14 protein-coding genes are annotated in these 17,447 nt (G+C 70.6%); 5 read left to right on the forward strand and 9 right to left on the reverse strand.

The genetic code is table 11. From position 1 onward, the window contains the following. Positions 1-7 precede the first annotated feature (7 nt). The 3 genes from ACH4D5_RS10785 (at position 8) to ACH4D5_RS10795 (ending at position 3,909) form a co-directional block, all read left to right on the forward strand. Positions 8-1,330, forward strand: a complete 1,323-nt coding sequence (locus ACH4D5_RS10785; protein WP_398300716.1) for a PhoH family protein — start codon at positions 8-10, stop codon at positions 1,328-1,330. A 371-nt stretch (positions 1,331-1,701) separates the two neighbouring features. Next, positions 1,702-2,448, forward strand: a complete 747-nt coding sequence (locus tag ACH4D5_RS10790; protein WP_398300718.1) for a lytic transglycosylase domain-containing protein — start codon at positions 1,702-1,704, stop codon at positions 2,446-2,448. A 138-nt stretch (positions 2,449-2,586) separates the two neighbouring features. After that, positions 2,587-3,909, forward strand: coding sequence for an AI-2E family transporter (locus ACH4D5_RS10795; RefSeq protein ID WP_398300720.1), 1,323 nt, complete (start codon positions 2,587-2,589; stop codon positions 3,907-3,909). A 60-nt stretch (positions 3,910-3,969) separates the two neighbouring features. Here the strand turns inward: ACH4D5_RS10795 and ACH4D5_RS10800 are convergent, their stop codons facing one another. Both ACH4D5_RS10800 and ACH4D5_RS10805 read right to left on the reverse strand, forming a co-directional pair. Next, positions 3,970-4,500 carry an alkyl hydroperoxide reductase gene (locus tag ACH4D5_RS10800; protein ID WP_030562721.1) on the reverse strand — a complete coding sequence of 177 codons (531 nt, stop codon included), beginning with the start codon at positions 4,498-4,500 and terminating at the stop codon, positions 3,970-3,972. A 15-nt stretch (positions 4,501-4,515) separates the two neighbouring features. Then, positions 4,516-5,070 carry a peroxiredoxin gene (locus tag ACH4D5_RS10805; protein ID WP_030793682.1) on the reverse strand — a complete coding sequence of 185 codons (555 nt, stop codon included), beginning with the start codon at positions 5,068-5,070 and terminating at the stop codon, positions 4,516-4,518. Positions 5,071-5,202: 132 nt separating this feature from the next. Here ACH4D5_RS10805 and ACH4D5_RS10810 point away from each other — a divergent pair, with 132 nt between their 5' ends. Further along, positions 5,203-6,156, forward strand: coding sequence for a LysR substrate-binding domain-containing protein (locus ACH4D5_RS10810; protein WP_398300723.1), 954 nt, complete (start codon positions 5,203-5,205; stop codon positions 6,154-6,156). A 111-nt stretch (positions 6,157-6,267) separates the two neighbouring features. On the opposite strand, the gene ACH4D5_RS10815 is transcribed toward ACH4D5_RS10810, so the two are convergent. From ACH4D5_RS10815 to ACH4D5_RS10825, 3 genes are read right to left on the reverse strand one after another with little or no spacing between them, the layout of a single operon-like run. Next, positions 6,268-8,613, reverse strand: a complete 2,346-nt coding sequence (locus tag ACH4D5_RS10815) for an FtsX-like permease family protein (RefSeq protein WP_398300725.1) — start codon at positions 8,611-8,613, stop codon at positions 6,268-6,270. Then, positions 8,610-9,296, reverse strand: a complete 687-nt coding sequence (locus tag ACH4D5_RS10820) for an ABC transporter ATP-binding protein (protein WP_398300727.1) — start codon at positions 9,294-9,296, stop codon at positions 8,610-8,612. The genes ACH4D5_RS10815 and ACH4D5_RS10820 overlap by 4 nt, the downstream gene beginning before the upstream one ends. Beyond that, positions 9,293-9,820 carry a PadR family transcriptional regulator gene (locus ACH4D5_RS10825; protein ID WP_268773229.1) on the reverse strand — a complete coding sequence of 176 codons (528 nt, stop codon included), beginning with the start codon at positions 9,818-9,820 and terminating at the stop codon, positions 9,293-9,295. The genes ACH4D5_RS10820 and ACH4D5_RS10825 overlap by 4 nt, the downstream gene beginning before the upstream one ends. 238 nt (positions 9,821-10,058) lie before the next feature. Here ACH4D5_RS10825 and ACH4D5_RS10830 point away from each other — a divergent pair, with 238 nt between their 5' ends. Then, entirely contained in the window at positions 10,059-12,323 is a 2,265-nt protein-coding gene (locus tag ACH4D5_RS10830; RefSeq protein ID WP_398300729.1) for a transglycosylase domain-containing protein, read from the forward strand. A 66-nt stretch (positions 12,324-12,389) separates the two neighbouring features. On the opposite strand, the gene ACH4D5_RS10835 is transcribed toward ACH4D5_RS10830, so the two are convergent. From ACH4D5_RS10835 to ACH4D5_RS10850, 4 genes are all read right to left on the reverse strand, one after another. Beyond that, positions 12,390-14,432: a SpoIIE family protein phosphatase gene (locus ACH4D5_RS10835; RefSeq protein ID WP_398300731.1), complete on the reverse strand. Its 2,043-nt coding sequence runs from the start codon at positions 14,430-14,432 to the stop codon at positions 12,390-12,392. Between the two features lie 63 nt (positions 14,433-14,495). Beyond that, on the reverse strand, positions 14,496-15,137 hold the full coding sequence (locus ACH4D5_RS10840) for a class I SAM-dependent DNA methyltransferase (protein WP_398300733.1): 642 nt from the start codon (positions 15,135-15,137) through the stop codon (positions 14,496-14,498). Positions 15,138-15,253: 116 nt separating this feature from the next. Then, positions 15,254-15,940, reverse strand: coding sequence for a DUF402 domain-containing protein (locus ACH4D5_RS10845; protein WP_398300735.1), 687 nt, complete (start codon positions 15,938-15,940; stop codon positions 15,254-15,256). 60 nt (positions 15,941-16,000) lie between these two features. Continuing rightward, positions 16,001-17,446 carry a class II fumarate hydratase gene (locus ACH4D5_RS10850; RefSeq protein ID WP_398300737.1) on the reverse strand — a complete coding sequence of 482 codons (1,446 nt, stop codon included), beginning with the start codon at positions 17,444-17,446 and terminating at the stop codon, positions 16,001-16,003. Between the last annotated feature and the right edge of the window lies 1 nt (position 17,447).

Raw genomic sequence — 17,447 nt, forward strand, 5'->3', positions numbered from 1 at the left:
TCCTTCCGTGGTGACCAGCACAAAGCGCCGCATGCCCGACAGGCGCACCTATGTTCTCGACACCAGCGTCCTGCTGGCCGACCCGAACGCCCTGATCCGCTTCGACGAGCACGAAGTCGTGCTGCCCGTCGTCGTGGTGACGGAGCTGGAGGCCAAGCGGCACCATCCGGAGCTCGGCTACTTCGCCCGGCAGGCGCTGCGCCTGCTGGACGACTTCCGCATCCGGCACGGCCGCCTGGACGCCCCGATCCCGATCGGGGACCTGGGCGGCTCGCTGCGCGTCGAGCTCAACCACTCCGATCCCGGCGTGCTCCCGGCCGGCTACCGGTTGGGGGACAACGACTCACGGATTCTCGCCGTAGCACGCAACCTCCAGGCGGAGGGGTACGACGTCACCGTCGTCTCCAAGGACCTCCCGCTCAGGATCAAGGCCTCGTCGGTGGGGCTGCTCGCCGAGGAGTACCGCGCCGAGCTCGCCATCACGGACTCCGGCTGGACCGGCATGTCCGAACTGACCCTCTCCGGAGAGCAGGTGGACCTCCTCTTCGAGGAGGACCAGCTGTACGTCCCCGAGGCGGCCGACCTGCCCGTGCACACGGGCCTCACCATCCAGTCGGAGAAGGGCAAGGCCCTCGGCCGCGTCACGGCCGAGGGCAATGTCCGGCTCGTCCGCGGCGACCGTGAGGCGTTCGGCATCAAGGGCAGGAGCGCCGAGCAGCGGGTCGCGCTCGACCTGCTCCTCGACCCGGCCGTCGGGATCGTCTCGATGGGCGGCCGCGCGGGCACCGGCAAGTCGGCGCTCGCGCTCTGCGCGGGCCTGGAGGCCGTCCTGGAGCGCAGGCAGCATCAGAAGGTGATGGTCTTCCGGCCGTTGTACGCGGTGGGCGGGCAGGAGCTCGGCTATCTGCCCGGCACCGAGGCCGAGAAGATGGGCCCGTGGGCGCAGGCCGTCTTCGACACGCTCGGCTCGGTGGCGGGCAAGGAGGTCATCGAGGAGGTCACGGCGCGCGGGATGCTGGAAGTGCTGCCGCTCACCCACATCCGCGGCCGGTCGCTGCACGACGCGTTCGTGATCGTGGACGAGGCCCAGTCCCTGGAGCGGAACGTCCTGTTGACCGTTCTGTCCCGGATCGGGGCGAACTCCCGTGTCGTACTGACCCATGACGTGGCCCAGCGCGACAACCTCCGCGTGGGGCGGTACGACGGAGTGGTCGCCGTCGTCGAGAAACTGAAGGGCCATCCGCTCTTCGCGCACGTCACGCTCACGCGCTCGGAGCGCTCGCAGATCGCGGCGCTGGTGACCGAAATGCTGGAGGACGGCCACATCTGACGCGGAATGCACGGTGATTGGCGCCGTCCGGCGAAGCGAGCGAGCCTAGCCGGGCGGCGTCGTCGCGTGTGCCTGTTTCCGTAAAACTCCTGGGGCAAACGGGGTGTGAGCTTTCCCACGCAACGGAGAATTGCCTCGCGGTGTCCGGCTGGGGCAGAGTCTGGGTCCTGTCAGGCCCCGCATGCGACACACGTGTACCCCCAGCGGTACGAAACAACAGAACTTCATAGTGACCGTCGCATGCCGCCCGAGCACCACGCGGCGCTCCCCGCACGGGAGTTGTCCACCGGGTCCGTGCCTCCCGTGACCGATCGCAAGCGGAGGCCAGCGCCAGGGGCACGATTGCGTCCGCGAGGTCACCTATGCGGGCGATGCTGGAAGGAAACCGTGTGAGCCGGATTTCGGTCCGGGGATTCGCCGTGGCTTCTGCCACCGCGGTCACCACCGTCGGCGCTGTCGTGGGTGTCGCCTCGGGCGACACCCAGCCCTCGAACACGAACGACATCGAGGCAGCGGCAAGCGACGCGACGCTCCTCGCAGACATACCCGCGGGTCAGCAGGCCCAGGTCCAGACCGCGTCCCTGACGCAGCAGGCCGACGCGCAGGCCATGGCCGCCGACACCGCCGCGAAGAAGACCGCCGCGGAGGAGGCCCGCAAGCAGGCCGCCGCCTCGGCGATCGAGAAGCAGAAGGCCGCGGAGAAGGCCGAGAAGGCGGAGGCCGCCCAGAAGGCCGCCGACAAGAAGGAGCGTGAGGAGAAGGCCGAGTCCAAGGCCAGCCGCTCCTCCGCCCGCGACGCCTCCAGCTTCGCGCCCCAGAGCTCTTACACGGTCGCTCAGGTCCAGGCGATGGCACGGCAGATGGTCCCCGGTGACCAGTTCCAGTGCTTCAGCAACATCGTCAACCACGAGTCCACGTGGAACTACAAGGCGCAGAACGCCTCCTCGGGTGCCTACGGCCTCGTCCAGGCGCTGCCCGGTTCCAAGATGGCCTCGGCGGGCGCCGACTGGCAGACGAACCCGGCCACGCAGATCAAGTGGGGCCTGAACTACATGAACGACCGCTACGGAAGCCCGTGCGGCGCCTGGAGCTTCTGGCAGGCGAACAACTGGTACTAGGCCCGCAGCCGCGGCCGTACCGCGCTCAACCCCGGGAGACCCCTCACCGTCCTACGGTGGGGGGTTTCTCCCGTGTACGGTCGGTGCGGACAACTCCAGGGGGGAGTGGTGGGGAAAGACGGGGGAAGAGGACGGATCATGTCGCGAGTGCCAGGATGGTTCGACCGGCTCGGCGCCGGACTGAGCGGGGTGGGCGAGCGGTTGAACGAGCGGCGCGAGAAGCACGCCGACCGCGACGCCGACCCGGAGACCGACGAGCCGGGTGACGTCATCACCGGCGAGCACGAACACGTGCCCCCGCCGCCCGACTACGCGCCGGCCGTGTCGGCCAGACCCGACCCCGCGGCGGCCGTGCCGTGGGGGATGCGGGTCGCCGCCGAGGCCGGCTGGCGCCTCCTCGTCCTCGCGGGCACGCTCTGGGTCCTGATGAAGGTCATCAGCGCGGTGCAGCTGGTGGTGCTCGCCTTCGTGGCGGCCCTGCTGATCACCGCGCTGCTGCAGCCCACCGTGGCCCGGCTCAGGAATCTCGGTCTGCCACGCGGTCTCGCGACGGCGGTCACCGCGATCCTCGGCTTCGTCATCATGGGCCTGGTCGGCTGGTTCGTGGTCTGGCAGGTCATGGAGAACGCCGACGAACTGTCGCGGCAGGTCCAGGACGGCATCGAGGACCTGCGCAAGTGGCTGCTGAACAGCCCCTTCCACGTGACCGAGGACCAGATCAACGACATCGCCAAGAGCCTGCGCGACGCGGTCGGCGCCAACACGGAGGAGCTCACCTCCGCGGGCCTCGAAGGCGTCACGGTCATCGTCGAGACGCTGACCGGCATCCTGCTCGCGATGTTCTCGACGCTCTTCCTGCTCTACGACGGCAAGCGCATCTGGCAGTGGTTCCTGAAGCTGGTGCCCGCCCAGGCGCGGCCCGGCATCGCCGGGGCGGGACCGCGGGCCTGGCGCACGCTCACCGCCTATGTGCGCGGCACGGTGATAGTGGCCATGATCGACGCCATCTTCATCGGCCTCGGCATCTACTTCCTCGGGGTGCCGATGGCGGTGCCGCTCGCCGTCATCATCTTCCTGGCCTCGTTCGTGCCGCTGGTCGGCGCCGTGGTCTCCGGCGCCCTCGCGGTGGTCGTCGCGCTGGTCACCCAGGGCGTCTTCACGGCCGTGATGGCGCTGGCGGTGGTCCTCGCCGTGCAGCAGATCGAGGGACACATCCTGCAGCCGTTCATCCTCGGCCGCGCGGTGCGGGTGCATCCGCTTGCGGTGATCCTCTCGGTCGCCGCGGGCGGCATGGTCGCCGGGATCGGCGGGGCGGTCGTCGCGGTGCCGCTGGTGGCCGTCACGAACACGGTCGTCGGCTACCTGCGGGCGTACTCGCGCGAGGCGGCCCTCAAGCAGGCGCCGCAGCCGCGCGGGGCCACCGCCGTGGACGCCGCCCCTGCGGAGCCGCCGCAGCAGTGAGCCGTACATACAGAAGCGGGGCCCAGAACCAGTGGTTCTGGGCCCCGCTCCTGTATGGGGTTACGCGAGGTGCGCCTCGGAGTCCAGCGTGACGCCCACGGCCTGGATGACCGCAGCGATCTTGAAGGCCTCCTGGATCGTCTCGCGGTCGACACCGGCCTTGCGCAGGACCTGCTCGTGCGAGTCCAGGCACTGGCCGCAGCCGTTGATCGCGGAGACCGCGAGGGACCACAGCTCGAAGTCGACCTTCTCGACACCCGGGTTGCCGATGACGTTCATCCGCAGGCCGGCGCGCATCGTCCCGTACTCCGGGTCGGAGAGCAGGTGACGCGTGCGGTAGAAGACGTTGTTCATCGCCATGACGGCGGCGGCCGACTTGGCGGCGGTGTACGCCTCGGGGGAGAGGTTCGCCTTCGCCTCGGGCTCGAGCTCGCGCAACACCTTCGGGGAGCGGGACGCGATGGCGCACGCCAGCACGGTGCCCCACAGCTGCTGCTGCGGCAGGTCCGAGTTGCCGATGACCGAGCCGAGGTTCAGCTTCAGGTCCTTGGCGTAGTCCGGTACGGCGGACTTCAGTTCGTCGAGTGCCATGTCAGAGGCTCCTGTTCACTCGCCCGAGAGGAGCGCGACCGGGTCGAGGGTCTCGTCGCCCTTGGTCCAGTTGCAGGGGCAGAGCTCGTCGGTCTGCAGGGCGTCGAGGACCCGGAGGACCTCCTTGGGGTTACGGCCCACGGAACCGGCGGTCACCATCGTGAACTGGATCTCGTTGTTCTGGTCGACGATGAAGACGGCGCGCTGCGCGAAGCCGTCCTCGCCCTCGATGCCGAGGGCACGCATGAGCTCGTGCTTCGAGTCGGCCAGCATCGGGAAGGGCAGGTCCGTCAGGTCCGGGTGGTCCTTGCGCCAGGCGTGGTGCACGAACTCGGAGTCGCCGGAGAAGCCGAGGATCTGGGCGTCACGGTCGGCGAACTCGTCGTTCAGCTTGCCGAACGCGGCGATCTCCGTCGGGCACACGAAGGTGAAGTCCTTGGGCCACGCGAAGACGATCTTCCACTTGCCTTCGTAGGTCTTGTGGTTGATCTGCTCGAACTCCTTGCCCTGCTCCAGCGAGACACAGGCAGTCAGGTCGAACTCGGGGAACTTGTCACCGACAGTGAGCACACGTACTCCTTGCGCGAAGAGAGTCCCTTTTGAGGACTTTCCTGTGGGGTTGGACTGATGTCGATGGTGGCACAGGGTGCATTGATTAGGGAAATAGCTAGAGTGGGTCATGTTGATCGGAGGTGGCTATCAGTGCGTGCCATAAATAGGGGCAAGCAACCCAGTGGCAGACAGCCCAGCCTGGCGCAGCTCCGCGCCTTCGCCGCCGTGGCCGAGCACCTGCACTTCAGGGATGCCGCCGCGGCGATCGGAATGAGCCAGCCCGCGCTCTCCGGGGCCGTGGCCGCGCTGGAGGAGGCACTGGGTGTCCAGCTCCTGGAGCGGACCACGCGCAAGGTGCTCCTCTCGCCCGCCGGCGAGCGGCTCTCGCTGCGGGTCAAGGCCGTCCTCGGCGAGGTCGAGGCACTCATGGAGGAGGCCGACGCCGTCAAGGCGCCGTTCACGGGGGCGCTGCGGCTCGGGGTGATCCCGACGGTGGCGCCATACCTGCTGCCGACCGTGATCGGCCTGGTCCACGAGAAGTATCCGGACCTGGACCTCCAGGTCCACGAGGAGCAGACCTCCTCGCTCATCGAGGGGCTCACCGCCGGGCGGCTCGACCTGCTGCTGCTCGCGGTGCCGCTCGGGGTTCCCGGCGTCACCGAACTCCCCCTCTTCGACGAGGACTTCGTCCTCGTCACGCCCCTCGACCACTGGCTCGGCGGCCGTGAGGGAATTCCTCGCGAGGCGCTGAAGGAGCTGAACCTGCTGCTCCTGGACGAGGGCCACTGTCTGCGTGACCAGGCCCTCGACATCTGCAGGGAGGCGGGGCGCGCCGACGCGCCCGTCACGACGACCGCGGCGGGGCTCTCCACGCTCGTCCAGCTGGTCGCGGGGGGCCTCGGGGTGACGCTGTTGCCGCGGACGGCTGTACGAGTGGAGACGAGCCGCAGCAATCAGCTGCTCACCGGGTACTTCGCGGATCCCGCGCCTACGCGGCGGATCGCCCTCGCGATGCGGAGCGGGGCGGCGCGGGGCGCGGAGTACGAGGAGTTGGCTCTGGCTCTGAAGGAGGCGGTGCGGCCGTTGCCGGTGCGGGTGGTGTGACCCGCACCGGCGTTCCGCCCGCCGCGGGGCGGCCTTCGTCTGCGGGCCCGGATGGGGCTGGACGCGCAGTTCCCCGCGCCCCTGGAAGGGCCCCTCCGGGGCCCCCAGGGGCTACTCCGTGCGTAGGCCGTCCGGGCGCATCATGCGGCGGAGTGGGGGGAGGCTCAGCAAGGTCACCGCTGCGACCATTGCCGCGCCGGCGGCCGTCAGGGGGACGAACGACCACCAGTCGGTGACGCTCTTGCCGATCATGCGGGTCATGACCACGCCGAGGCCGAGGCCGCCGGCGATGGCCAGGGCCAGGCCAAGGGCCACCGGGATCGCCGTCTGCCACAGCAGGGACCACGCCATCGACGAACGGCGCGTGCCGAACGCGGTGAGGGCGGCCAGCAGGCGCTTGCGCTCGCGGAGTTGCTCGATCATCGACACCAGCATCGACGCGGCGATCAGCGCCATCGTGACGCTCGCGCCGATCTGCAGCCCCCGCGCGATCGACGCGTACTGCTTGTCCCGGTCGACCGCCTTCAGCGAGTCGACGCCCAGGAACGGGCTGATGCGGGCCGCCGCGTTGCGTACGCGCTCGTCGGCGTCCGGCACCTTCGGGTCGAGCTTGACCCAGGACGCCGTCGACGCGTCGTCCAGCATCTTGATGTCCACCGCGCCGGGCGTCGCGAAGATGCCGTCGAACTTCGTGCCGGACGGGTTGCGCAGGGCCTGAACCGTGGGCGAGTCCTTCGGGAGCGTCCACAGGACCGGCTTCGCCCCCTTGTTGAAGTCGGGGTCGGGCCCGACGTTGACCGGCTTGCCGGGGCGCGCGGTCTTGTCCAGCCAGGCGTTCTGCTCCCGGCTGCCCGTGTGCGAGACGAACGTGTCGCCGTCCTTGCAGGAGCCGATCTCCGCGAGCTCCCGCAGGGTCGCGCAGGTGCCGACGGTCAGCTCCGTGGTCGGCGTCATGCCGTCGACCTTCTTGCCGCCGGGCCGCGTGACGTACGCCTGCACGGTGCCGATGACCTTGGTGACGCCCTCGGTCCTGGCGAAGTCGTCGATCATCTGCTGGGCGAGGGGCCCGCTGGCGGTCATGCTGTGGACCGTGAGCTCGGCACGCGTGGGGTCCTGCCCCGTGACCTGGTTGAAGTCGTCGTGCATGGACGCGAACATCATCTGCAGCGCCACCGCGCCGGCCACCGCGACGGTGATCCCGCTGACCGCGCGGGACGCCGTGCCCGACGTCAACTGCAGCCTGCGGACGGCAAGCTGCCAGGGCACGGGACCACCGCGCAGCCGTCCCACGGCCGCTTCGAGGAGCCAGGGCAGCAGCGCGCTGAGCCCGATCAGGGCGAGCGCCGAACCCACCGCGATCGCCGTCACGTTGACGGCGTCGTTGCCCATGTCGGCGTCGATGCGGCCCGAGAGGAGCAGGATGGCGATGCCGGCGGCCGGCAGGACCACCCGCCACCACAGGCGGCGCTTGCGCTGCTTGCCGCCCCTGACGACGCCGAGCGGCTCGATGGCGACCGACCGCAGCGAGATCAGCGTCACCACGACCGCGGACACCGGCACCGCCACCGCGACCAGCGCCACCAGGCCGGGCGTGGGCACCATGTCGGACGGATACGCGCTGACGTTCGTCAGGTCGACCACGCCCACCAGTTCCCGCAGGAGCAGGAAGAGCACGGCCCCGGCCGCGAGCCCGAGCAGCGCCCCGAACAGCGCCTCGCCCGCGGCGATCCTGCGCACCGAGCGGGCGCTCGCGCCGACGAGCCGCAGCGCGGCGAGGCGCCGGTCGCGCCGGTCGCCGCCGAACCGGACCGCGGTGCCGATGAAGATGGCCACGGGGGTGAGCAGGACGACGCAGATCAGCACGACGAGCGCCATCAGGAACGGGTCGAGGGGCAGCGAGTCGTCCTGGCCGAAGCGGGCGACGCGATGGGCGCCGTGCGCGGAGGTGAGCGGGTCGGCGCCCACGTAGTAGTAGAGCTCAAGCGGTGACACGAGCCCCGCCTCGCCGATCGTCCCGGCCTGGCGGTACTTGCCGAAACGCTCCCTGAGCAGCGTGTTCGCCGGGTCGTCGAGCAGCTCGCGCAGCGCGGGCGAGACGACCATCTCGCCGGGGGCGGGCATCTTGTCGAGCCCCGGCGGCAGCACCGGGTGGTCGCCGTCGGCCTTGAGGAACCTGCCGGTCGCGGTGCGTCCGTGGAACTCGGTGCCGGTGTCGCGCACCATGATCGTCGTGTCGTCGGCCTTCGGCGGCTTGCCGTCCACCGAGGAGTACGGCGTACGGGCGACCGACCGGTCGTCGCGGTTCTGCAGCATGTTCGGCACCGAGGCCGCGCCGAGCAGCAGGGCGACGCCGAGGCCGACGCCGACGGCGGTCAGGATCGTACGGATCCAGCCCTCGCGGCCACCGCCCGCCGCGAACCGTATGCCCATGCCGAGATCGCGCGCCCAGGTATTCATACGATCCGCTCCATGTCGCGGGAGCGGCCGTCGCGCACGATGATCTCGCGGTCGGAGTAGGCGGCGACGCGGGTCTCGTGGGTGACGAGGACGACGGCCGCGTTGGTGGAGCGGGCCGCGTCGGTCAGGAGCTCCATGACGCGCTCGCCGTTGAGCGAGTCGAGGGCGCCGGTCGGTTCGTCGGCGAAGATCACGCGCGGGCCGGTGGCGAGGGCGCGGGCCACGGCGACGCGCTGGCCCTGGCCGCCGGAGACCTCGCCGGGCCGCTTGGCGGCGACGTCGTCGACCTCCAGGCGCTCCATCCACGTGCGGGCGGTGGCCTCGGCGTCCTTGCGCTTGGCGCCGTTCAGCCGCAGCGGCAGCGCGACGTTCTCGACGCAGGTGAGCTCGGGGACGAGCTGGCCGAACTGGAAGACGAAGCCGAACTCGCTGCGGCGCAGCGCGCTCAGCTCCGTGTCCGACAGGCCGGTCAGGGAGCGGCCGTTGTACGTGATGGAGCCCTCGTCGGGACGGACGATCCCGGCGAGGCAGTGCAGCAGGGTCGACTTTCCGGAGCCGGAGGGACCCATGACGGCGACGACCTCGCCGGGGTGGATGGAGAAGCCCGCGCCGTCGAGCGCGGTGGTCGGGCCGTACGCCTTGCGGAGTCCGTGGGCCGCGAGAAGGGAACCTGCGGGGGTCATGCGGAGCGCACCTCCTGGGCGAGCTTGCCGAGACGTGCGGCGGTCAGTTCGAGCCACCGCAGATCGGCTTCGAGGTGGAACAGCGCGTGGTCGCAGATGAGCTGGTCGGCGAGGTCGCCCTTGCGCTTGCGGTCGGTGAGGATGCGCATCAGACGCAGGTGTTCGGCGCGCTGTACGTCGAGGAGTTCGGCGGCGTCGCGGTCGGTGAGGAGCGCGAGGACGACCTTGGTGTAGAGGGTCGACTGGAGGTAGGGCTCCGGCTTCTCCGGGGTGGCGAGCCACCGCTGGACATCGGTGATGCCGGCTTCGGTGATCGCGTACCGCTTGCGCTCGGGGCCGCCGCCCGCCTCTATCCCGTCGACCTCGACGAGACCGTTCTTCAGCAGCCGGGACATGGTCGAGTAGACCTGCCCGTAGTGCAGGGGCTTGTCGTGCCCGAACTTCTCGTCGAAGGCGCGCTTTAGGTCGTAGCCGTGCCGGGGGCCGGACTCCAGAAGTCCCAGAAGGGTGTGGCCAATGGACATGACGAGCACTGTACACGGTGTGTATACGTGCGGTGTATACGCCCAGTGTAGAGATCGTATGTACGAGGAGTGCGCAACCATCGGGGGCCCGTGAACGTCGGTTCCTTAGGGGCAGGTGCTCATTGTCACGTCCGCAAAAGACCGGATCGGCAGGAGTTTGTCCCAGGGTGCGGTGTTAGCTTCATGAGCTGACTCGACGTACGCATGTTGACTAGACGGAAGCGGAGCACTCTCAGTCATGGGCCGAGCCGAAGAACGACAAGCGCGGCAGCGCGGTGCCCGCAGGGCAGCGCGCGGGCGCCCGTCCGGCGGGGGCAAGCCCAAGCGCACCGGCATACGCCGCTTCTTCACCTGGAAGAAGATCCTGGGGACGATCTTCGGGTTCATCCTGCTCGGCATGGGCGCCTTCGTCGTGCTCTACCTGGTGATCGACATCCCCGAGGGCAATGCCGCGGCGAAGAGGCAGAGCAACGTCTACAAGTACAGCGACGGGACGATCCTGGCGCGGGACGGCAAGGTCAACCGCGAGATCGTCGACCTCGACAAGGTGCCCGAGGGCGTCCAGAAGACCTTCGTCGCCGCCGAGAACAAGTCCTTCTACAAGGACCAGGGCGTCGACTTCAAGGGCACGGCGCGCGGCGTCCTCAACACGCTGACCGGCAAGGGCAAGCAGGGTGGCTCGACGATCACCCAGCAGTACGTGAAGAACTACTACCTCACGCAGGACCAGACGGTCAGCCGCAAGCTGAAGGAACTGGTCATCTCGCTGAAGGTGGACCGCGAGAAGAGCAAGGACGACATCCTCGCGGGCTACATCAACACCAGCTACTACGGCCGCGACGCCTACGGCATCCAGGCCGCCGCCCAGGCCTACTACGGCGTCGACGCCAAGAAGCTGAACGTCGCCCAGGGCGCCTACCTCGCCGCCCTGCTCCAGGCCCCCAGCCAGTACGACTGGCAGGCCGCGAGCCCGACCGGCAAGAAGCTCGTCAAGGCCCGCTGGAACTACGTCCTCGACAACATGGTCGAGGAGGGCTGGCTGGACTCCGGCAAGCGCGAGGCGATGAAGTTCCCCGTGCCGGACGACCCCAAGGCCCCGCCCGGCCGTGAGGGCCAGATCGGCTACCTCGTGGAGGAGGCCAAGCGGGAGGTCCTGCGCAACAGCAACCTCAGCGAGGCCGAGTTCGCGGCCGGCGGTTACACGATCACGCTGAACATCGACCCCAAGAAGCAGAAGCAGCTCCAGAAGGCCGTCGACGAGAAGCTGAACGACCGGCTCGACCGCAAGAACAACAAGGCGGACGCACGGGTCCAGGCGGGCGCCGCGTCCGTCGACCCCAAGACGGGCAAGGTCCTCGCCATGTACGGCGGCGTGGACTACGTGAAGCACTACACGAACAACGCCACCCGCCGCGACTACCAGTCCGCCTCCACCTTCAAGCCGCTGATCCTCGCCGCGGCCCTGGAGAACGGCTCCAGGACGCAGGAGGGGCTGCCGATCACCGCGAGCACCGTCTACGACGGCACCAGCAAGCGGCCGGTCAAGGGCGGCGACGTCGCGTTCGCCCCGCCCAACGAGGACGGTGTCAGCTATGGACCCGTCACCGTCCAGAAGGCGATGAACAAGTCCGTCAACTCCGTCTTCGCGCAGATGGGCGTGGACGTGGGCATGCCGAAGGTCATGGAGACGGCCGGCAAGCTCGGCATGGACGTCAAGGGACTGCCCGCCGTGCCCGCCCAGACCCTCGGCTCCATGGGCGCGAGCCCGCTGGAGATGGCGGGCGTGTACGCGACGCTCGACAACCACGGCAAGAAGGTCACCCCGGCCCTGGTCGGCTCCGTCGAGCACAAGGACCGCGCGGTCGACCTGCCGGACCCGATCGGCGACCAGGTCGTCCAGCGCGGCACCGCCGACTCGGTCACCTCGGTCCTGACGGGCGTGGTCGACGACGGCACCGGCAGCGCGGTCCGCAACCCCTCGCAGGACGTCGCGGGCAAGACCGGTACCTCCGACGACAACAAGTCGGCCTGGTTCACCGGCTACACGCCGAAGCTGGTCACCTCCGTGGGCCTCTTCGGCGAGGGAGCGGCCGGCACCAAGGAAGCGGGCAACCAGGTGTCGATGAAGGGTGCGGGCGGCCGTGCCCGTGTCGACGGCGGCAGCTTCCCGGCCCAGATCTGGGCGGCGTACACCTTCGACGCGATGGGCTCGCCGAGCTCGTTCGACCTCGACACGAACATGGGCGCCGCCATCGCGCCGGTCCCGGACCCGTCGTCGCAGGCCCCGAAGGACCCGTCGAGCACGCCGTCGAAGCCGGAGGACGAGGACGAGCCGTCCAAGAAGCCGTCGAAGTCGCCGTCCCCGACGAAGTCGTCGTCCACGCCGACCCCGACGCCGACGCCGACTCCGACCAGGACGACTCCGACGCCGAGCGCCGACCCGGACCCGACGGACAGCGACGGGCCCCCGGACCCGGAGGACGGCCGACCGGGCAGGGACTGATCCGTGCACGAGAGGCGCCCCGGACCACCATGGTCCGGGGCGCCTCTCGTATGCGCGGCCCTCGGCTCAGTTCCGGTTCAGCTCGAACCAGACCACCTTGCCGGTGCTCAGCCGCGTGGCACCCCAGCGCCGCGCCATCTTGTTGACCAGGTACAGGCCGCGGCCGCCCTCGTCCGTGGCGCGCGCCTGCCGCAGCCGGGGCAGCTGCGGCACGTCGTCGCCGACCTCGCAGCGCAGCACGTCGGTGCGGAGCAGCCGCAGGGTGATTGGCCGCGACGCGTACCGCACGGCGTTCGTCACGACCTCGCTGACGAGCAGCTCCACCGAGTCGGTCAGCTCCTCCAGGCCCCAGCGCACCAGCGCGCTGCGGGCGAGCCGGCGGGCGCGGGACGGTGTCGCGTTCTCCGGTTCGAGGAACCAGTACGCGACGTCGCTCGGCGCGATCCCGTCGAAGCGGGCGGCGAGCAGCGCGATGTCGTCGTCCCGGTCGCCGGGGCCGAGCATGTCGAGCACCTCGTCGCAGAGCGCCTCCAGGGGCGGCGGATGGTCCGGACCCGTCAGCTGGGCGGTGGCCGCGAGCCGTTCGCGCAGCTGCTCTATGCCGGTCCACACGTCGCGCAGCCGGGACTCGACGAGCCCGTCCGTGTACAGGAGCAGGGTCGCGCCGGCGGGGGCGTCGAGCTCCACCGCCTCGAAGTCCACGCCGCCCACGCCGATGGGGGCGCCCGGTGGAACGCGCAGCACCTCCGCGCGGCCACCCAGGTGCAGCAGGACGGGCGGCGGGTGGCCCGCGTTGGCGATGGTGATGCGGTGCGAGACCGGGTCGTAGACCGCGTACAGGCAGGTCGCCATGCGGTCGGAGCCGAGCCGCTGGGCCTGCTCGTCCAGGTGGTGCAGGACCTCCTGGGGCGGCAGGTCGAGCCCGGCGAGGGTCTGCGCGGTCGTCCGCAGCTGGCCCATGATGGCGGCCGACGTCATGGAGTGCCCCATGACGTCACCGACGACCAGCGCGACGCGGCTGCCGGGCAGCGGGATCGCGTCGTACCAGTCGCCGCCGACCCGGGCCGTCTCGGCGGCCGGGAGATAGCGCGAGGCGAGCCGCACGCCGGTCGGGCGGGGCAGCGTCTCGGGCAGCATGGTGCGCTGCAGCTCGTCGGCGATGTACGCCTCGCGGCCGTACAGGACGGCCTTGTCGATGCCGAGCGCGCTGTGGGTGGCCAGCTGGGCGGCGACGAGCAGGTCGTCCGCCTCGAACGCGGGCCGGTCCGGGCGGCGCAGGAACACGGCCGCGCCGATCACCCGGCGGCGGCCCCGCAGCGGCGCGAGGATGCCCCGCTGACCGCCCGGCAGGGCGCGCCCCTCGCCGAGCAGTTCGGGCAGCGCGGCCCGGGCCGCCGCCGAGTCCGCGAAGACGGGGCGCACCCCGCGCAGCACCTCGGCGAGCGCGCCGCCGGGCCGCACCTCGCACAGCTCGGCACTGCCCATCACGTCGGTGATGTCGGACTGCACGACCTGAAGGGCGGGCAGCGTGGTGCCGCCGCTCTCGGTGTCCGGGTCCTCGGCGCCCTCCTCGATGGAGCGCAGCCGGTCGGAGCGGCGCAGGCGCAGGACCAGCGGGCCCGTGGGCCGCTCGTCACCGACGGGCAGCGGGTCGCGCAGATAGACCAGGATCGCGTCGGAGAACGTCGGCACCGTCGCCCGGCAGAGACCCATCACGATCTCGTCGAGGTCTATGCCGCGGGCGATGCGCCGGGTCGCGGCGCCCACGAAGCGCAGCCGGTCGCCGTCCCGCCGCATCGCCACCGGGCCGGAACCCGGGGGCCTCGGCTGCCCGGAGCGCCGCTCCGCACCGTCCGGCGGGGGACCGGCCTGCGCGTGTCCCGGCTGTGCCGGCACACCGCCCTCGGGCGCGGGGCGCGGCCGGTGCGGGTCGGGTTCGGCGGCCGAGGGCTGGGAGTGCTCACCGGACGGCGGCACCCGGGCGCCCGGGTGCGCGTCACCTCCCGGGGGTTCGGGGGAACGCAGCAGCGCCCCGCGGGGATCCGCGGGGGCGGTCGGCCGGGCAGCTGGTGCCTTGCGACCCTCGTGGGGGGTGAGGTGCTCCGTCACGCGTTTCGAATCCGTCCGTCCGGGGCTGCGCGGGCGTGCGCGCCGTCCAGCGTTGCACGTTGCTCAGCCGCGTCGGCAGTGCAGAAAGATCTGGTGCTCGGGTGGTACGTCGGTGCTCGCGGGGGCGTACGAATACGTGTCCTCGCCGGTGATCTCGAAGCCCGCGTCCCGCACGACCTGCCGCAGTTCGTCCCGCAGGTAACCCGATACCCGGATTGTGTGCCCCAGGAACGGAATCGCCGCGTCGTCCAGGTCGGCCTCGACCATGGACAGCTCCATCAGGCCTCCCGGCACCAACAGCCCGTGCAGCAGCCGCAGCGCCTCGGGGATCTCGGCGCGCGGCAGCATCAGGAGGGCGAAGAAGCACGCGACACCGTCGAACCGGCCGACTCCGCCCGGGCCTTCGGCCCGCAGGTCGGCGATGTCCAGTTGCCGGAACTCGGCTGCCGGGACGTTCTTTCCCGCCAGGTCAAGCATGCCCGTCGAGATGTCCGTGCCGAGCACCGAGTGGCCGGATTCGGCCAGCTGGCGGGCGGTCGGCAGACCGGTGCCGCAGCCCACGTCGAGGACGCGGGAACCGGGCGGGAGCGCCGTGGCGAGCCGGCGGCCCGCGGCCAGCTGGCCCTCCTTGTGCGGGAAGGCCCTGTCGTACTGCCGCCCGATGGCGTCAAAGGCCTCGGCCTGACCTCTGCGGTCCTCGCTCACGTTCTGCCGCCCCTCGATGACTTCCTGTCAGGCACCGCGCAGACCCACGGAGTTGTTGCTGTGCGCCCTTGCGGAGGACGATCCTACGTTTGAACCGCAGGGGCGCATCAAGGGTCTCACGACGAGACGTGCGCGGGCGTACGGTCCCAGTCATCCGGAAGGGGCGGTACGACCCAGGACGGATCGGGACGCCAGTGCTGCCAGCCGTCCGAAAACGGCGCCCCCCACTCGGCGATCACGTCGAGCGCGGCCCGGCCGGCGGCGCGTACGTCAGCGGCCTTTTCCGCGTCCATCAGGCCCACCCTGCGGGCCTGGGCGAACTCGTCCTCGTCGTGCCAGCGCCAGCTGCGGTCCGGGCGCACGGAGATGTCCAGAAAGTGATCCTCGGAGTCGACGCCGCCGGCCCACCGGGCGCGCGGCTCCTCCAGGTTCACGTACCAGTTCTTGAACTGCCATCCCGGGTCCCAGAACAGCCAGACCGACCAGGGGTCGCCGGGCCGCGCGAGCTTGAGGACGCCGGTGCCGAACCAGTGGTCCCTGCGGACGGCGCGCGGCTTGGTGTAGCGGGTGGCGAGCGGCTCGCGGTGCAGGGGCGTCCCGTCGGCGATGACCGGCTTCACGCATTCGGTGCCGGGCGCCATCCACACGGCGAGCAGCTCGTCGGTGTCCCTGACGACGGTGACGGGGCGACAGATGTGCACCCGGTGGCCGGAGTTCTCCCGGTACCGCCACAGGATGTGGTCCCCGGGCGCCCACCGCACCACCCCGCCACCGGCCGCTGTTTTCCCGTCCAGGTCTGTCATGCACAGATACTAGACGGCGTCCGCATTCCCGCCGTGGGCAATCGTGCCGCGGGGCGGTGCTCAGGGATGCGTCATGCGCAGGACGTCCAGCGCCTCGTCCAGCTGCTCCAGGGAGAGGTCACCCCGGTCCACGTACCCCGCCTCGAGGACGACCTCGCGAATCGTCTTCCGCTCGGCCAACGAGCGCTTCGCAACCTTCGCCGCCTCCTCGTACCCGATGTACTTGTTCAGCGGCGTCACGACGGACGGCGACGACTCGGCGTACTCGCGCGCCCGCTCGCGGTTGGCGGTGATCCCGTCGACGGTCCGGTCGGCGAGCAGCCGGGAGACGTTGGCGAGGAGCCGGATGGACTCCAGGACGTTCTTGGCGATGACCGGCAGCATGACGTTCAGCTCGAAGTTGCCCGCGGCGCCCGCCGCCGCGACCGTCGCGTCATTGCCGGTGACCTGCGCGGCGACCATCAGCGCGGCCTCCGGGATGACCGGGTTCACCTTGCCGGGCATGATCGAGGAGCCGGGCTGGAGGTCCGGCAGGTTGATCTCGGCGAGACCGGTGCGCGGGCCCGACGCCATCCACCGCAGATCGTTCGCGATCTTCGTCAGGCCGACGCCGATCGTCCGCAGCTGTCCGCTGGTCTCGACGATGCCGTCGCGCGCGCCCTGCGCCTCGAAGTGGTCGCGTGCCTCGGTGAGCGGCAGCCCCGTGGCCCGCGCGACCTCGGCGATGACGGCCGCGGAGAAGCCGGGCGGCGTGTTGATGCCGGTGCCCACGGCCGTGCCGCCGAGGGGGAGTTCCGCGAGCCGGGGGAGCGAGGCGCGCAGCCGCTCGACGCCGTACCGCACCTGTGCCGCGTAGCCGCCGAACTCCTGGCCGAGGGTGACCGGCGTCGCGTCCATGAGGTGCGTGCGCCCGGACTTCACGACATCCGCGAACTCCTCGGCCTTGCGCTCCAGGGCGGCGGCGAGGTGTTCGAGGGCGGGGATCAGGTCGCCGCTGACCGCGCCCGTGGCCGCGATGTGGATCGAGGACGGGAAGACGTCGTTCGAGGACTGCGAGGCGTTGACGTGGTCGTTCGGGTGGACGTCCCGGCCGAGCCGCTCCGTCGCGAGGGTGGCGATGACCTCGTTGGTGTTCATGTTGGACGAGGTGCCGGAGCCGGTCTGGAAGACGTCGACGGGGAAGTGGTCGTCCCAGCGTCCGTCGGCGACCTCGGCCGCTGCGTCCGCGATCGCTCCGGCGATGTCCTTGTCGAGCACCCCGAGCTCCGCGTTGACCTTGGCGGCGGCCGCCTTGATCCGGGCGAGGGCGGCGATGTGGGCGCGTTCGAGCACCTGCCCGGAGATGGGGAAGTTCTCCACCGCGCGCTGGGTCTGGGCACGCCACTTGGCGTGCGCGGGGACCCGCACCTCGCCCATGGAGTCGTGCTCGGTGCGGTACTCGCCGGTGCTGGTGCCGGTGCCGATCCCGGTGCTGCCGGTGCGGTCGTCGCTGGCGTCGCTGGTCATG

Origin of the sequence: Streptomyces sp. NPDC018029 (assembly GCF_044327655.1) — a bacterium.
Classification (GTDB): Bacteria; Actinomycetota; Actinomycetes; order Streptomycetales; family Streptomycetaceae; genus Streptomyces.

What these genes read in the sequence shown, in the direction of transcription:
- ACH4D5_RS10790 (WP_398300718.1), top strand. Translation starts at nt 1,702, where the DNA reads ATGCTGGAAGGAAACCGTGTGAGCCGGATTTCGGTCCGGGGATTCGCC.
- ACH4D5_RS10795 (WP_398300720.1), top strand. Translation starts at nt 2,587, where the DNA reads ATGTCGCGAGTGCCAGGATGGTTCGACCGGCTCGGCGCCGGACTGAGC.
- ACH4D5_RS10800 (WP_030562721.1), bottom strand. Translation starts at nt 4,500, where the DNA reads ATGGCACTCGACGAACTGAAGTCCGCCGTACCGGACTACGCCAAGGAC.
- ACH4D5_RS10815 (WP_398300725.1), bottom strand. Translation starts at nt 8,613, where the DNA reads ATGAATACCTGGGCGCGCGATCTCGGCATGGGCATACGGTTCGCGGCG.
- ACH4D5_RS10820 (WP_398300727.1), bottom strand. Translation starts at nt 9,296, where the DNA reads ATGACCCCCGCAGGTTCCCTTCTCGCGGCCCACGGACTCCGCAAGGCG.
- ACH4D5_RS10825 (WP_268773229.1), bottom strand. Translation starts at nt 9,820, where the DNA reads ATGTCCATTGGCCACACCCTTCTGGGACTTCTGGAGTCCGGCCCCCGG.
- ACH4D5_RS10830 (WP_398300729.1), top strand. Translation starts at nt 10,059, where the DNA reads ATGGGCCGAGCCGAAGAACGACAAGCGCGGCAGCGCGGTGCCCGCAGG.
- ACH4D5_RS10845 (WP_398300735.1), bottom strand. Translation starts at nt 15,940, where the DNA reads ATGACAGACCTGGACGGGAAAACAGCGGCCGGTGGCGGGGTGGTGCGG.
- ACH4D5_RS10850 (WP_398300737.1), bottom strand. Translation starts at nt 17,446, where the DNA reads ATGACCAGCGACGCCAGCGACGACCGCACCGGCAGCACCGGGATCGGC.